The following is a 16,571-nucleotide window of genomic DNA, read 5'->3' as shown; positions in this document are numbered from 1 at the left end:
GAAAGAAATGAGACACCAAGCTAAACATGCCTTTCCTAAAAAAAGACACTTTTCTTGGAAAGTTGTATCTATCATACTTATTTTAATTAGCTTAATCACTTTAATTAAGCCTGTTCATAAAGACATTAAAAATTCTTTTTACTTTCTTGAAGGTAAAGTAGATTATCTTCTTGCCAAACCTTCACAAAAATTGACAGTTGATTTACAAAACCAACTGCCTGATTTACCCAATGGATGTGAAGTTACTTCACTTTCAATGTTGCTAAATTATTATGATTTGAATACTACTAAAGATCAACTTGCAAGTGAAATTAAGCACGTTGATTCCTTTTATCCTGGCAATAAACGTGGCAATCCTCATGTTGCTTTGTTGGATACATGAGTCAAAAAAACGGTGGTTGGTGTGTTTATAACGAACCTCTTTATGATTTAGCTCATGCCTACACGCCAAATGCGGTTAATTTTACTGGTCATGATTTTAATAGTGTCATCAAAAAAGTTTCCGATGGTCATCCTGTTTTGATTATCGTTAGCACTACTTTAAAACCAGTCGATGACATGAGAACATGGAATACTCCGCAAGGAAAAGTTCAAGTTACGCCATCATCACACTGCGTTGTCGTAACTGGATACGATAAGAAGCAAGGTATCGTTTATTTGAATAATCCTTTTGGTTACCAAAACCAAGCTACTAATTGGCAAGATCTTGAAGCTGTTTATAATCAACAAGGTAAACAAGCAATTTATATTAAATAGCACAATAAAACAAAAAGAAGTTTGATTTAAAGAGTTAGCTCTCATATCAAACTTCTTTTTTATTAGTTTTCTTTGCGTTTACCTAATCCGATTCCAAACATTGTTGATAATACTACAACTGCTAAACCAAGATATTCATTAGTATTTACATCACCTGTTGCTGGTAATTTGTAATTTTCTTGTCCTTGTTGAATATCTTCATTTTCTTTGCCATTATCAATTTGTTTAAAAACATTTTTCTTTTGAAGAACTTCCAGTACTGATGTTACCGGTTTTTCATTCAAAATACTTTCTGGTTGGTTACCAGTAATTATCTCAGTTGAACTTACTTCTGACATTGCTTGGTTCATTGTAGATTCACTTGTTACTGGTGTTTGACTCACAGGTGTTTCACTTTGGGCTGCTGCTTGGCTCACTGATATTTCACTTGTTGCCGTTGCTTGACTCACTGGTGTTTCACTTTGAGATGCTGCTTGGCTCACTGGTGTTTCGCTTGTTGCCACTTCTTGGCTCACTGGCGCTTCACTTTGAGACGCTGCTTGGCTTCCTGATGTTTCACTTTGGGCTGCTGCTTGGCTCACTGATATTTCACTTTGGGCTGCTGCTTGGCTCACTGATATTTCACTTTGGGCTGCTGCTTGGCTCACTGGCGTTTCGCTTGTTGCCACTGCTTGGCTCACTGATGTTTCACTTTGGGCCGTTGCTTGACTCACTGGCGTTTCGCTTTGAGATGCTGCTTGGCTCACTGGCGTTTCGCTTGTTGCCTCTGCTTGACTCACTGGCGCTTCACTTGTTGCTGCTGCTTGGCTTTCTGGTGTTTCACTTTGCGCCGTTGCTTGGCTAACTGGCGCTTCGCTTTGTGCTGGTGTTTGACTCACTGGCGCTTCACTTTCAGGTGCATCCTCTAATGCATCAATTGCGCCATATAATTCATCTTCAGCATCATTAATTTGATCTTGTGTCGCATTAGGATCAACTAATATCTTCTTAGCAGCTTCTAATTTTTGATTAAAATTATCTAAACTAGCTTTCGTCTTATTATTTACATCAGTACTATTAGCTTCATTAATTGCATCTTCTAGATATGATTTATCGACTTCATCTGACTTCTCTAATTTCCAACTATTTTCAACTTTATTTAACTCTAATCCATTTGGATTATTTTGGAAGGTAATCTTTGGTAAAGCATTTAATTTTTGTGCTTCAAAATAAACATGCCCTTCATAATCATTATAATTTTTATCTGATTTTTGAACTTCTAAATTAATTGGATCAGATAATAATTGGGTTGTTAATGAACCGTCATAATTTACAGTATATTGTCCATTTCCTCTAATATTCGCTACTGCTAGGTTATTACTTCCAATATTTAATGTTGAATTTTCTTGAACATCGACGTTCCCATTAATTTTAGTATTATTCTCTAAACTAACTGTACTGTTATTTTTTAATGTTAAATTTTGTGCATCTATTTCAACATTTGCCACATTGGATCCATCAAATTCTAAGTTTTTTATTCCTGAATACTTAGCAATAAAATTAGAAGCAGATTTTACATTTGAAACTCCATCCCCAATAACCGCATTAGCGCGGACATTATTATCACTAATTTCAAGATTTGATCCGTTTTTAACTTCTAATTTGTCGAATTTAGTTTCTGATGTTCCACTTTTAATCGTAACTTTTCCTTGTGTTGAAACAATACTTGGGCGTACTTCAGCTTGAGCTTGACTAATTAACGTTGTTACATTGTTAAGTGTTAAATCGCCTTCATTCGTGATTGTACCTGCACTAGTGCCTTCACCTAAAAGATTTAAATTAATATTTTCTAAGGTTACATTTGCAGCTGTGACAAGATTTACCCCACGTAAAGTTAACGTTTGTCCGCCAGCATCAATTATAATGTCTTTATTTAAAGTTAAAATTTTACCACCAACATTGGCTTCTGTTAGCGAATCTTTAAATCCAGCTCCTAACTTAATTGTATCGCCTTCATTAGCATTTTTAATTGCACTCACTAATTCTTGAGCATTCGTTACCTCACGTGTAACTGTTTTCGTTGTAGCAGCAGTATCAGCTTTAACTAAGTTAGGTTGAACAATCGCTCCTGTTCCTAAGGCAAATGTCATCCCTATTAAAACTGATGTTACTCCAAAACTATATTTACGAATTGAAAAATGTTGTTTAATCGGTGTTGTTTGCTTTTTCATGGTATGTTCTCCTTTTACTTCCTCTCTTAATTAAAATATATCATATTACTATTTTTCTTAAAATATTAAAAATAAAAACCTTAAGAAATCAAATTTTTGGAAATATAATTTCTTAAGGTTTTTTATTCAAGACTTTACTCTAGTCTCTTTTATTTTCTTGTTGTTCTTCCTGTTGCGTAATCAATATTAATATTGGTTTGGACATTTGGAATAAAGACATTAAATTCTAAAGAACCATCAGAAGACTTAGCTTCTAAATGTGCTCCTGATGGAATAATATTGTTGCCATCATACAAGTTCGTTACCCGATATCTGACTTGCTTATTTCTATCTAAAGCTTTTCTGACTAAACCTTCATAATAATTTTGGCCAGTTGAATTTTGTGAAGCTGCTTCATTGGCCCATGCGGTTTGCGTTGCAATATTTTTAGGGTTAGCTTCTGAAGCATCAAAGCCACGAATATTTCCAACTAAAGCATACGCTAATAAATGTCCACGATCATAAGCATGACGATAGCGTCCTGGTAAATTTTGTTGTTGGAAAAATCCTTTTGGCTTCCAATATGTTCTCCCGTTACCAGTTTCTTCACGGCTTTTATATTGACGAGCAGTTCGGTTTAACCAAGCATTCCCGACAGTTGGTCGCCCTAGTGCATCCACTTCATTTGTTGCATATGGTGCACTGGATACCTTGGTATTTAACTTGGTTTTATTATCATTAACAATAAACGCTCCGGTTCCATTGTATTGCACGTTTTTTCCTAATTGTTGACGGATATTATCCGTTAAAACAATTCCAGCTTGCTGTTCATTAGGTGTATCAACGCTTATATTAGTATTAGAACTATTAACGGTTTGAGTTGAAATTTCATTTTTTATATTATCAACATTATTAACTCCAACTGATCCCAATGCGGCGGTTACAGCGATTCCTACTAACCAACGTACTAATTTTTTCGTCTCATTTCTCTTCTTTGCCATCCACTTATTCCTTTCTTATTTTAGATGTAATTTTTGTTTCATTTTTAATACACGATAAACAGATTGATCTACTTGTTTTTCTGACAGTTTTCCTTGTTTAATCGCCTGTTTAATTTCTGGAATTCCATTATCATAATTATTGCTTAAAATCATATCATTACCGGACTGTAATGCAAGTAAATCTGGATTTACATGATTATCTTTGGCATAATCTAGAATCGCTCCCATGGTTAAATCATCGGTTAATACGACCCCTTGATACTTTAAATCCCGCCGTAAATATTGATTAACCTTTTTTGACATTGAAGCGGATGATCTTTATCCAATCCCTTAGCGACAACGTGGCCCACCATAATACTATCAACTTTGGCCTTTACTCCCGCTTTAAATGGAAGCAAATCCTCATTTTGCATGGTCTTTTTATCTTTAGTAGTTTCTCCAAAACCGACATGCGTATCGGCCGCATCTCCATATCCTGGGAAATGCTTCAACGTCGCTGCGACTCCTTGTTGTTGCATTGCCGGCACTACTTTTTTAATATACGTTGCCGTGGTTGGATAATCTTCACCTAAAGTTCGCTCATAAATAAAGCTATCCGAACTTTCTGCCACATCCGCAACCGGCGCAAAATTCCAATTAATCCCTAAATCTTTCAGGATTTTAGCAGTTTGACTCGCTTCACTAACAACACCTTTCATTCCTTGTTCTGCAAACATTTGTTGGGGTGATGGAAACAGACGATTATTAGTTAATTGCGGGTCACTATCTAACCGCGAAACACTACTTCCTTCTTGATCGGTGGCGATTAACAAGGGGATTTCACTATTATTTTGATATGACTGTAATTTTTCTTTGAATTCTTCTTTATTTCCTGTAAAGTCATCTCCAAATAAAACTACCCCACCTAGATGATATTTTTTTATATCTTCAATTTGTAATTTTGGAGCCTTAACACTTGGGCTAACATACAGCTGTCCAAGCTTTTCATCCAAGCTCATTTCATTAACTTCTTTTTTGATCTGTGCATCTGTATCAGGGATTTTTTGTGCTGATACCTCCGCATTGGTAAGCATTAAACTGGCTAATACTACTCCTAAAATTTGACTTATTTTTTTCATTTTTCTTCTTTCTTTCAAAATAATTCCTTTTCAAGATTACAACAAAAATTACTAAAAAGCTAGCACACAAAAAAAGTTAGAAGCTCCTTTTTATCAGAGTTTCCAACTTTATTTCATGTATTTAGTTAATTGATCGACAAATTTTGGATATTCTTTTTTCAAGTTAAGAATCTTACCATCACGATTTGTAAAACAATGCTTAGAAATTCCTTTGGCTACTAGTTCATCATTACAATACATTTCATAACCAATTTCTAACTTAACGGCACTAATATTAATGACATAAGTTTCGATTTCAACGATATCATCAAAGGTCGTTGGGCGCTTATACTTACAATTCGTTTCAATTACAGGTGAAATAATACCCGCTTCTTCAAACTTGGCATAACTCCAGCCAATATTTTTAAGAAACTCTGTTCGTGCTTCTTCCATCCAACGAATATAATTTGAATGATGGGTTATTCCCATGCGATCTGTTTCATAATACTTAACTTCGTGCCGATATCGTTGCATAAATTTCCATCCTTATAATCCCCAGCGCCCACCGTGAACATTCATTACATTTGAAGTTACGATAAAAGCATCTGGATCAATTTCGTGGATTTGTCTAATCAAAGGACCGTAATCTTGAGTATCTACTACCAATAATAACTGTTGTTTTTGATCTTCACTATATCCACCAACTACATTATACACTGTTAAGCCGTTATAGTTTTCCATTAACATCTTTTTAATTTCATTAGTATATTTATTACTCATCACTTCGACTTGATATTTGTGATCTAATCCCGATTCAGTATACCGCATCACCATTGCCGTTACTAATTGCGAGAATGCCGCTAAGAAAAAGGCGTTTAGCCATCAACAAAAACATTCATACAGATCACTATCATATCAATTACTAGTAAACTAATTGCTGAATTGATATAAAAGTACTTCTTTAATATCATTGGTGGTACGGTGGTTCCTCCGCTTGAGGCATTGATTCGATATAATAAAGCCACGCCAAAGCCCATTAACCCCCCACCATAAATCACGGCTAATAATTCATTATTCGTTACTTGAAAACTAGGCGTAATTTCCATCAATAATGGCAATAAGAAACTTCCGATTGTAATATTTTTAACGGTTTTCTTATCTAAAAAAATCAGCGCCAAAACAATCATCAAAATATTAAAAATCAATACCGTCAGCGATCGATTAATTCCCCAAACAGCATCAACTAAAATCGCAATCCCCGTCGCTCCACCAGCGGCAATGTTTATCGGTGCATAAAAAAAGTTAATACTTAACGTGATAATTTCTAATGCTAGTACTAAAACAACCCATCTAAACCACGGGTTTCTTTGAATTTTATTATTAATCATAACCCCACCTCTTGCATATAAATATCTATAACTATTTTAATATATTTAAATATCCGAAAGCAAATAAAAAGCCCAGAATTTAACCTTCTGAGCTTAATTTTAATAAATCCTTTACCTATGCTTCATTATTTTCTTCAATTACTAATTCGCCATCTTTCATCACAGCTTTTAAGTGCTTGATATCAATGTGATCAAGATAAAAATCAGTTACTTTATCCCGAATTTGTTGTTCAACAACGCGACGTAATGGACGTGCACCCATTGCTTCGTCGTATCCTTGTTCAATCAAATATTCCTTTGCTTCATCCGTCACTACTAAATCAATATCTTTCTTAGCTAAGGTCTTATTAACTTCTGCTAACATTAAGTCAACAATTTCTTTTAAATCTTCCTTAGTTAAATGTGAAAATTCAATCACAGCATTAAAACGATTTAAGAATTCAGGACGGAAGAAAGGTGCAATCTTCTTCATGATATCTTCATCTTGTTGCTTATCTTTACCAAGAAGTTCTTCATTGCCAAAACCAGCATTTGAAGTTGCGATAATCACAGTGTTCTTAAAGTCAATTGTATTACCTTGACCATCTGTTAAGCGACCATCGTCTAATACTTGAAGAAGCAATGTAATCACTTGTGGATCAGCTTTTTCAATTTCATCCAAAAGAACAATTGAATATGGATTACGACGAACCCGTTCTGTTAAAGTGTTACTGTTATCATCGTATCCCACATAACCCGCAGTCGTACCAATTAGCTTAGATACCGCTGTGCGATCTGAATATTCTGACATATCCAACCGGATAATGGCATCCTTTGAACCAAACATATCTAAAGCTAATTGCTTAGCCAATTCTGTTTTACCGACACCTGTAGGTCCGACAAATAAGAAACTACCAATTGGACGATTGCCTTCATCAAATCCAGCACGGTTTCTACGAATGGCACGTGCAACTGCTTGAACGGCTTCATTTTGACCAATTACCTTTCCCTTAAGGCGATTGCCAATTTCTTTTAAGCGTTCAATATCACTAGCTCCCATTTTTGATACGGGAATTCCAGTTAATCTTTCAACCGCTTCTGCAACATCATTGATTGTTGCAACTGCTTTTTGCGTTTCTTTGTGATTATCAATTTTCTTTTGAAGTTCATCAATCTTAACTTTAGCATTCAAAGCTGTTTCATAATCTTCTTTGTCAGCTGCATCTTGTTGACGTTGTTTTTCTTCTTCAATGCGGGCCTCAATGGCTTTAACGTCTGTCACTGGATGCATTGCAGCTAAGTGAGCAGCAGTCATATCTACCAAATCAATGGCCTTGTCAGGTAAACTTCTTTGAGGAATATATTGAACTGAAAAATCAACGGCAGCCTTTAATACATCATCAGGTAATTCAACGTTATGGTGCTTTTCATAAAGGGGACGAATTCCTTGAAGAATCTTAAGTGTATCTTCAGGACTTGGGGCGTTAACTGTTACTTGGTTAAAGCGGCGAGCTAAAGCAGCATTTTTCATAATTGTGTTACGATATTCATCTTGAGTTGTCGCACCGATAACAGTAATTTCACCTCGTGACAATGCTGGCTTCAAAATGTCAGCTAAACCTTTAGAGCCATTGTCGCCTCCCATTCCACCAGCACCTAAAATTTGGTGAATTTCATCAAAGAATAGGATTACATTTTTACTTGCCTTAACTTCTTTTACGAGGTTTTGGATGTTTTCTTCAAAGCTTCCACGATATTGGGTTCCTGCTTCAAGTCCAGAAATATCAATACTGATAATTTCTTTATTTTTAATTGCAGCAGGGACATCCCCGTTTACAATCGCTTGGGCTAAACCTTCAACAACGGCTGTCTTACCAACCCCAGCATCACCGACAAGTACTGGATTATTCTTAGTCCGACGTGCGAGAATTTCCGCTGTTTCTTGAATTTCCTTATTTCTTCCAATCACTGGATCTAATTTATCTTCTCTTGCTTCTTGAGTTAAATTACGACCTAATCGAGCTAAAATACCATCTTTTTTAGGAGCTTTTCCTGCTTGATTATTCACTTGATTTCCAGGCATCTTTCCTGTTTGACGATACTTCGCAAATTCTTCTGGAGTTACTTCACGTCCATTAATTAAATAACGGCGTTCGGAGTTAATTCCGTTCATATTTCCCATCAATTCATTAAAAATATCATCCATGTTATCAAATGGTCCTACTGGAATATTTGCCATAATAAATCCCTCATTTCATTATAAGGTACATAAAAAACCCCTAAAACCACATTTACTGTAACTCTACGGATTTCTCATGCACTATTACTTTCACTTCTCATTATCAAGGTATCCTTGTTCTAATTCTTTTAGTACTTCCCACATTGCAAGATTCTGTGCTCTTGCAAGTGAATCTAAATCACGGATATTAATCGAAGTTGCTTTCGATTGTTCCTTGTTAAATGACTTGTGCAAGGTAGTGTAGCCATAGCCTGAAATTTTAGCAACCTGATAGATTGTTAAATTCTTGGCGTCTAAGTACTTTTTTATATCTATTCTCAAGGTACTTCACTTCCTTACAGACTTTATTATATCACATTTGTGATATAACACAAGTGTGATATATATTTTTTTGCAAAAAAATAGGAGAAATCTTTTAATTTCTCCTATCATTGCTTATTCAGCAGCATCAGCTGGTACTTGAACAATTCTTGTAGTTGAATATGTTTCTGTAACTGGAACTTGATAACTATACTTCACCACTTGTCTAGTCGGTTGCGTTGTTGTAGTTGTTTGCGTATTAGTTCTTGTTCCGCCGCCAGTTGTATTTCCTGGTTGTGCCGCTACTTGAGTAACTTGGTTTCCAGCAGATACATTGCCGCCATTATTATTAGATCTATTTTGATTATTGTTAGTATTAGCCGCATTCGCATTGTTTTGGGCTGAGTTATTTTCTTGTTGTTTGTTTTGTTGTGCTTTATCCTCAGCTTCACTTACTTTTTTAGCCGTATCTTGTTTTTCTTGGTTAACATTTGTCTTTTCTTTAACAACCTTAACGATTTTCACGCGTGTGGTTTTGTTAACAAACGGAGACATTGCCCCACCACCTAATCCAAAAATCATTACTAATAGTAACAAGCGATTAAGTGGAACCAATTTTTTCATTTTTGTACGGGTTTTTTCATAACCGATTTTCTTTACAATTACTTCTTGTCCAAGAAAAATGAGAACAAGTAAAACTAAAGAAACCAACGCCGCACCTAAAAAATACTTTGCCATCTTCTTACCTCTTTTATATCATTAAATTTTGTCAAATAATATCTCTTAACATATATCCTTAATCAATTCGATTATAGCAATTTTTTTGGTATTAATCTATATAAAAAAGCCGAGAATATAACTTTTCTCAGCTTGTATAACTTTATTCTTGGGCTGTTTGATCGCCTGGTTCTTCTTGTGGAGCGGGTGCTTTATTTTCTGTTTGGCTTTCTGTCAAGGAAGTCAAATTTCCTTCTCCGGCTCCATTATTTTCTGCTGCAGGTGTGGTTGTAGGCGTAGGTGTGGCTTTAGGTTCGCTTGTTTGACTTGCATTTCCGTTAGATGGTACCGTATTATTTCTACTACCTCTACTTTGACTATTTGATCCTGTGCTTTGTTTACGTGAAGATTGGCTCTTTGTTTCAGAACTTGAACTTTCTTTGCGGATTTCTTCGCTACTTGATTTACTTTGTTCTGAACTTGCTACCCTTACTACGCTTTCTTCACTAGAAGATGAAGATTCTTCTTTTTTCTTATGTTTCTTCTTTTTCTTGTCGCTTTGAGCGTCTTTTTTCTTTTCATCCGTATCTTCTTTCTTTTCTTTTGCCTTATCCGCTTCTTTTTTATGATTTAATTGTTCTACTTGAGTAGTTTTTTTATCAGATTCAAAGAATGGTGATGCAACACTTCCGATAATCCCGATTGCAAGCATTGCGGCTAAGAAACGGTTAAATGGTACCATATTTTTTGACTTTTGATATGTATATCTTCTTCCTTTTTTTCTTACCGTCACCGCTAAACTAATAAAAATAGCTAGTAGCAGAATTAAAGAAATAATTGCGATTGATAAGAAAATCCTAATCATTGCTAAATCCCTCTTCCTTTATTAATTGATTATACAAAACATTTTTTTCATTATACCTTTTATAGTATAGCTTATTAGAGCATTTTTGCAAAATTTTCCCTTATTTTATGATACTAGTATTCTTGACTTCTACTCTGCTCTAAAGCATATACGTCATCCTGCCGATATGCAAGTAATTATCGGAACTATGACACCGAAACACATCGCTGATAGTGCTGCTGGGGCTGATGTTGTTTTAACTCGTCAGGAATGGTATGACTTGTACTTTGCCGCTGGTAACGATTTACCATAAGAAAAAAAGAGATTGGAAAAAATCCAGTCTCTTTTTTATATTATTATGCACGTGATTTGTATTCACCAGTTGTTGTGTTAATTACAAGTTCGTCATCAACTTCGATAAAGTCAGGAACTGTAACAACTAAACCAGTTTCCATTGTAGCTGGCTTACCACCTGAAGCAGCAGTTGCTCCTTTGATGGTTGGTTCAGTTTCAACAACTTTCATTTGAACTGTTGTTGGTAATTCGATTCCGATTAATTCGCCTTTGCAGAAGTCTAATTGAACTTCCATGTTAGGCATTAAGTATAATTTTTCTTCAGTTAATTGATCTTGTGACAATTCATATTGTTCATATGTTTCCATATCCATGAAGATTTCAATTTCACCTTCACCATATAAGTATTGAGCTTTCTTCTTATCAACCATTGCAAGTTCAACTTTTTCAGATGGGCGCATTGTTGTTTGTGTAATTGCACCAGAACGTACATCGTTAAGCTTCATTTGCATAACAGTGTTACCCTTACCTGGTTTGTGGTGATTTGCTTCTAAAACCTTGATAAGTTTACCATTTTGCTCGAAAATCATACCTTTTTTTAAATTAATTGCTTCTACCATATTTTTATTTCTCCTATTCTGTGGTGCAAATAACTATGGATCATAATTACTCGCTTGTTTATTTTAAATTTAACAACCAAAAAGCAAGCGCAAAGTTATTTGGCCTACTTGCACCACCAAACAGGAGGAGCCTGCGGTAAAGCGAATCCTCTTAATGTCATCGGAATCTCCTCCATCCTTTTAAATACCAAGTTAAGTATACCATAAGTCATTATTTACTTTTCATAAATTTTTTGATTCCAAATCAAAAAGCCACGTCTGAAACGTAGCTTCTAATATCATTTAAGATTATTTGATTTTTTCAAAATTTAACATCAATGAACTAAGTACAACTGACAATGAACTAAATGCCATGGCTAATCCGGCTAGTTCAGGACTTAAACTAATCCCTAAAAATGCTAAGCAACCGGCTGCCACAGGAATTCCAATCACATTATAGATAAATGCCCAAAAAAGATTCAATTTAATTCTTTTAACAATTTTTCGGCTTAATTCCAATGAGCGCACTACATCTTGTAAATCATTTTTTACTAAGACGATATCTCCGGCTTCAATAGCAATATCTGTTCCTGATCCCATCGCAATTCCAATATCCGCGACAGATAAAGCGGGGGCATCATTAATCCCATCTCCAACAAAAGCCACTTTAGCTCCATTGACTTGTAAATGTTTAACTTCCATCGCTTTATTTTCCGGTAAAACTTCAGCCACCACTTTATCAATTCCTACTTGCTTGGCAATTTGGTTTGCGACTTTTTGATTATCACCCGTAATCATTACCGTTTGTAGCCCGCGGCTCTTCAATGCGGATATAGCAGCCTTTGCTGATGATTTTGGTGTGTCTTGAATTGCAATTAATCCAATAACTTTTTGTCCCCATGCTAATATAGCTACTGTTTTAGCTTGATCTTGATAGCGATGATATTGCTCGCTTAATTCAACAGAAATTTCAAATTCATCCGTTAACTTAGCGTTCCCTAAACTGACAATCTTTTTTCGATATACCCCTTTTACACCTTTACCTTCAATATTTTGAAAGTTTTGAATTGCTGCCGGCTCAATTTGTAAACTTTGAGCTTTTTTGACAATTGCTTGCGCTAATGGGTGTTCAGAATATTGTTCTAGTCCCGCTGCAAGACTCAAAACTGTCTTTTGATCCCCATAAATATCGGTTACTTCAGGTTTTCCTTGGGTAATCGTACCAGTTTTATCAAATGCGATTGCTTTGATTTGATTAATTTCTTCAAGAATTTCACCATTTTTAATTAAAATTCCCATTTTAGCACTGCGACCTGTTCCAACCATCAAGGCTGTTGGAGTTGCAATTCCGAGCGCACATGGACACGCAACAATAACAACCGCGACCGCATATAATAAAGCATCAACATTACTTGCATCTAAAATAACGAACCAAACTAAATAGGTTAGCAAGGCTAAAATCAAAACTACTGGAACAAAAACGCTCGATATTTTATCAACGACTTTTTGAATAGGCGCGCGGCTTGTTTGGGCTTTTTTAACAATCGTAACAATTTGCGCTAACATTGTTTCTTCCCCAATTTTTTGGGCGCTAAATTCTAATACACCAGTTTTATTTAAAGTCGACCCAATGACTTGATCACCAGTCCGTTTTGTCACCGGCATACTTTCTCCAGTTATCATTGATTCATCAACACTAGATTGCCCTTTTTTTATTATCCCATCTACCGGAATTTTTTCGCCAGGCTTAACTAAAATAAGATCGCCGACTTTAACTTCCTGGATTGGAAGGTTAATAAATTCACCGTTTCGCTTCACCATTGCCATTTTAGCTTGTAAGCTTAGCAATTTTGTAACTGCACTATTAGCAGTTGTCTTACTCATTTCTTCAAATACTTGCCCTAGCAAAACAAAGGTTACGACAAATGCGGCAATTTCGAAAAAAACGGGTTTATGTGTCAGCATCGCATAAATACTATAAAGATATGCCGTTAGCGTTCCTACTGCAACCAAGGTATCCATATTTGCATTATGGTGCTTAAAAGCTGCCCACGCACTTCTGATGAAAGGTCCATCAGCAAGCACCATCACAATCGTTGTGAGTACAAACATCGTTACTTGATGTCCTGGCAACATCACACCCCATGGCTTTAGTAGCATTTCTAGCAACATTGGTAACGAAAAAATCAAGGCAATGATAAAGCGTGTCTTAATACTTTTCATAATTATCTCCTCCTACTTGATAATTACCTTACCGTGATACATATTCATGCCGCAAGCATATTCAAATTCTCCTTCATGACTAGTATCAATTTGAATTGCTTGGGTTTTGTTTTGTGGTAATTTTTCTTTAATTCCAAAATCAGAAAAGACAACTTCTTCTAAACAGGTTGATGGATCCTTACGATAGAAATTTAATGTTGCTGGAACCCCTTTTTTTAAATCAACAGTCTCAGGAGTATAGCCCCCATCAACATTAATGGTGACTGCTTGATTTTCCCCATTAACAACGGCTTGGGTCCCTTGTTTCTTATCTTTTTTAAAGAACCACCATGCAATAAATACAATTGCAGCTAATACTAAAATTGTTACTATAATCTTCATAACTAATCTACCCTTTCAATATATTTACATTTGTAATCAAAATTATAATAGTTCTTCTTTTTCATTTTGTCAACTAATATTCTTGGTGTATCCCACCAAAAATGAATGTTATACTTAGACTAACAATTATGATAACGGAGGGCCTTTATGCGACAAATACAGTTTGATTTACATTTTATTGAACATTATACCAATGTCTTTTTTAAGAATTGGGGCAGTTATCTTGTCTTCTTTTTTGGCATTGGTTTTTCTTGTCAAAGTATCCTTTTTCCTCTTTTTAATCACTTGACTAATCTGATTACATCTCATCATGGAATTCGTAATACATTGGCAAATCAACCTATAAGTATCTTGTTATTTTTCCTCGAATTTTGTTTAATTTTAGCAAGCTTACTTTTATTTTTCATTTTTATCGTTGTTAGTGTTACTAATATTTCTCGTGATACCTTTGAATTACGTTTAATTTGGCAAGAAACTTGGCACAATTTTTTCAAACAAGGAGTTTTGAGTTATCTGCTTTTTGTTGGTTACCTCGTCATCTTATATCCACTAGTTAGGTTATTATTTTTATCATCTTTTTTAAGTAATTTTGTTTTACCGCAGTTCTTTTTAGATGATTTTTATACGAAGACTTCCTATGCATTCGGGATTTTGTTAGTTTATTTAGTTTTATTATATTTCGGGATTCGCCTTTTGTATGCCTTACCATTGATAATTTTAAAATCATATCGCCCAATGCAAGCAATCAAACGTTCCTGGAATCTAACAAAGCAAGCCGTTTTAGAAATTTTTCAACGAGTCTTAGTAATTTTCATCTTTTTTGCGATAATCGCTTACTTTTTAACTGGTATCAGCTATCTTATTCAAATTATCTTTAAAGGATCCAGTATCTTTTTTGAAGTGCGGATTTTTAGTTTAACGTTTTTAGAAATCTGTAATAACTTCTTGATTGCGTGGATCAGCTTTTTAGGCCTACAATTAATGCTTCCGGCTAAATTATTTTCAACCCAACCAGCATTTATGCATGTCAATAAAATCGCTAAAAAAAGGCGTTATATCCGCATTTTAGCTCTTATCATCCTTGGAATTTGGAGTGTCTTTCTTCTTCATTTAACTACAATCCAGCTTCAAGATTTTCCAAGCTCACAACCCGTAATTAGTTTCAAACAAAAATAAGCACCAAAATTTGGTGCTTATTTTTTAATCATTTTTTACAAAAACTAATTCGTTATCATGAGAAAGATTCTCACAATAATGATAACCGCCTATCGTGAATTTCTTTAAGCTCTCAATATCTTCAATCTCATTTTCTGAAATATATCTCACCATATCTCCACGTGCCATTTTTGCAGCCGTGGCTTGTTGCACGTATTTATCCCCTTTTTTCTTTTTGAAAGAACAAGTCAGATATTTATCATTTGCTTGTAAGTATTTTTCAACTACTTTAGCGTATTCTTTGGAAGCAAGATTAACTACGATTTCTTTATCCTTAAATACTTCTTGGTAAATCTTATTCCCCCAAAAATCATACAAGTTTTTGGTTCCTTCAATCTCAACTTTGGCCTGCATTTCCAAGCGATATGGGGTAATTTTATCAAAAGGACGCACTAAGCCGTAAAAACCAGACAAAATATACAGACTATTTTTCACCTTTTTTAAGCCCTTTTTACTGAATAAATCTGGAGCCATCGCTTGATATTGTAACCCCGTATACGCTAAAATCGCCGGTGTCGTCGCATTTTCAAGGTCCATAGTTTGAAGTCTGTGATAATTCAACTCAGCTAGACTATCATTACACTTCCAAATCTTTTTTAAAGTTTCATAATCTTTACCTTTTAAATACTTCAAAATCTTTTTAGAATCCTCTAAAAAAATAGGCGTACTTTGACCTTCAAAAAAATCTGTATTTTCTACCATTTTTTTAGCTGGCGCAATTATCATTTTCATCATTCTCAACTCTTTTCATTACTAATTCAATAAAAAATAGAGGTTTAGTTAACCTCTATTTATGATATGGGCGCCCTGCATTAATCATAAAACCACGATAAACTTGTTCGGTTAAAACTAAGCGCATCAATTGATGGGGCAAAGTAAAACGTCCAAATGAAATTTTCGTATCTGCCCGCTGCATGACTTCTTTGCTTAATCCAAGTGATCCCCCAATAACAAAGGTAATATCACTTTTCCCATACGTTCCTAAATTATCTAACTCTGAAGCAAATTCTTCTGATGATCTTTCTTTACCCTCAATTGCTAAGGCATACACATATTCTTTATCTTTTATTTTAGATAAGATTCGTTCTCCTTCTTTTTGTTTTACCATCAACATTTGGGCATCACTTAATGTTTCTGGCGCCTTTTCATCTGGGACTTCGATAATTTCAAATTTGCAAAAAGTTCCTAGTCTTTTAGCGTATTCCGCAATTCCTTGTTTTAGATATTTTTCCTTAAGTTTACCCACACCAATAATTTTAATATTCATAAATAATCCACCTCAACTCACAAGTTATTCACAAAGTTATCCACATATCCACATTTAACTTTACAATATCTTGTATCTCTTT

Annotated in this window: 13 protein-coding genes and 4 pseudogenes; 3 read left to right on the top strand and 14 right to left on the bottom strand. The window is 34.9% G+C overall.

What is annotated here, in order from left to right:
- Window positions 1–7: 7 nt before the first annotated feature.
- A pseudogene (locus JCM14209_RS08935) lies at window positions 8–756 on the top strand (C39 family peptidase).
- Window positions 757–818: 62 nt separating this feature from the next.
- On the opposite strand, the gene JCM14209_RS09660 reads toward JCM14209_RS08935, so the two are convergent.
- The 9 genes and pseudogenes from JCM14209_RS09660 to JCM14209_RS03220 all read right to left on the bottom strand — a co-directional run bounded on the left by JCM14209_RS09660 (window position 819) and on the right by JCM14209_RS03220 (window position 10,531).
- On the bottom strand, window positions 819–2,966 hold the full coding sequence (locus tag JCM14209_RS09660; RefSeq protein ID WP_025022171.1) for a YSIRK-type signal peptide-containing protein: 2,148 nt from the start codon (window positions 2,964–2,966) through the stop codon (window positions 819–821).
- Window positions 2,967–3,115: 149 nt separating this feature from the next.
- Entirely contained in the window at window positions 3,116–3,946 is an 831-nt protein-coding gene (locus JCM14209_RS03255) for a DNA/RNA non-specific endonuclease (RefSeq protein WP_025022170.1), read from the bottom strand.
- Window positions 3,947–3,961: 15 nt separating this feature from the next.
- A pseudogene (locus JCM14209_RS08925) lies at window positions 3,962–4,944 on the bottom strand (glycoside hydrolase family 3 N-terminal domain-containing protein).
- A 228-nt stretch (window positions 4,945–5,172) separates the two neighbouring features.
- The gene (locus JCM14209_RS03245; protein WP_025022169.1) at window positions 5,173–5,577 is read right to left on the bottom strand and encodes an acyl-CoA thioesterase; all 405 of its coding nucleotides are present in this window, start codon (window positions 5,575–5,577) and stop codon (window positions 5,173–5,175) included.
- A 12-nt stretch (window positions 5,578–5,589) separates the two neighbouring features.
- Window positions 5,590–6,431 (bottom strand): annotated as a pseudogene (locus tag JCM14209_RS08920) (YitT family protein).
- 115 nt (window positions 6,432–6,546) lie between these two features.
- Entirely contained in the window at window positions 6,547–8,649 is a 2,103-nt protein-coding gene (locus tag JCM14209_RS03235; RefSeq protein WP_025022168.1) for an AAA family ATPase, read from the bottom strand.
- Between the two features lie 90 nt (window positions 8,650–8,739).
- A complete protein-coding gene (locus tag JCM14209_RS03230; RefSeq protein WP_025022167.1) occupies window positions 8,740–8,970 on the bottom strand; it encodes a helix-turn-helix domain-containing protein in 231 nt (76 codons plus the stop codon).
- 114 nt (window positions 8,971–9,084) lie between these two features.
- On the bottom strand, window positions 9,085–9,687 hold the full coding sequence (locus JCM14209_RS03225) for a hypothetical protein (protein ID WP_025022166.1): 603 nt from the start codon (window positions 9,685–9,687) through the stop codon (window positions 9,085–9,087).
- Between the two features lie 142 nt (window positions 9,688–9,829).
- Window positions 9,830–10,531 carry a hypothetical protein gene (locus JCM14209_RS03220; RefSeq protein ID WP_025022165.1) on the bottom strand — a complete coding sequence of 234 codons (702 nt, stop codon included), beginning with the start codon at window positions 10,529–10,531 and terminating at the stop codon, window positions 9,830–9,832.
- Between the two features lie 148 nt (window positions 10,532–10,679).
- On the opposite strand from JCM14209_RS03220, the pseudogene JCM14209_RS03210 reads away from it, so the two are divergent.
- A pseudogene (locus JCM14209_RS03210) lies at window positions 10,680–10,823 on the top strand (aldo/keto reductase); the annotation flags it as partial.
- A gap of 43 nt (window positions 10,824–10,866) precedes the next feature.
- On the opposite strand, the gene efp reads toward JCM14209_RS03210, so the two are convergent.
- From efp to JCM14209_RS03195, 3 genes are all read right to left on the bottom strand, one after another.
- On the bottom strand, window positions 10,867–11,424 hold the full coding sequence (efp, locus tag JCM14209_RS03205) for an elongation factor P (RefSeq protein WP_025022163.1): 558 nt from the start codon (window positions 11,422–11,424) through the stop codon (window positions 10,867–10,869).
- Window positions 11,425–11,712: 288 nt separating this feature from the next.
- Window positions 11,713–13,626 (bottom strand): copper-translocating P-type ATPase, encoded by a 1,914-nt coding sequence (locus JCM14209_RS03200; protein ID WP_025022162.1) that lies wholly within the window; start codon window positions 13,624–13,626, stop codon window positions 11,713–11,715.
- A gap of 12 nt (window positions 13,627–13,638) precedes the next feature.
- Window positions 13,639–14,007, bottom strand: a complete 369-nt coding sequence (locus JCM14209_RS03195; RefSeq protein ID WP_025022161.1) for a cupredoxin domain-containing protein — start codon at window positions 14,005–14,007, stop codon at window positions 13,639–13,641.
- A 147-nt stretch (window positions 14,008–14,154) separates the two neighbouring features.
- Here JCM14209_RS03195 and JCM14209_RS03190 point away from each other — a divergent pair, with 147 nt between their 5' ends.
- Window positions 14,155–15,183: a glycerophosphoryl diester phosphodiesterase membrane domain-containing protein gene (locus JCM14209_RS03190; RefSeq protein WP_025022160.1), complete on the top strand. Its 1,029-nt coding sequence runs from the start codon at window positions 14,155–14,157 to the stop codon at window positions 15,181–15,183.
- A gap of 24 nt (window positions 15,184–15,207) precedes the next feature.
- On the opposite strand, the gene yaaA is transcribed toward JCM14209_RS03190, so the two are convergent.
- Both yaaA and rlmH read right to left on the bottom strand, forming a co-directional pair.
- Window positions 15,208–15,954: a peroxide stress protein YaaA gene (gene yaaA, locus JCM14209_RS03185; RefSeq protein ID WP_025022159.1), complete on the bottom strand. Its 747-nt coding sequence runs from the start codon at window positions 15,952–15,954 to the stop codon at window positions 15,208–15,210.
- 55 nt (window positions 15,955–16,009) lie between these two features.
- Entirely contained in the window at window positions 16,010–16,489 is a 480-nt protein-coding gene (gene rlmH, locus JCM14209_RS03180) for a 23S rRNA (pseudouridine(1915)-N(3))-methyltransferase RlmH (protein WP_025022158.1), read from the bottom strand.
- Between the last annotated feature and the right edge of the window lie 82 nt (window positions 16,490–16,571).

It is taken from the genome of Ligilactobacillus hayakitensis DSM 18933 = JCM 14209, from assembly GCF_000615845.1.
In the GTDB taxonomy this organism is placed as follows: Bacteria; Bacillota; Bacilli; order Lactobacillales; family Lactobacillaceae; genus Ligilactobacillus; species Ligilactobacillus hayakitensis.
This window is presented reverse-complemented; position numbering and strand designations above follow the sequence as displayed.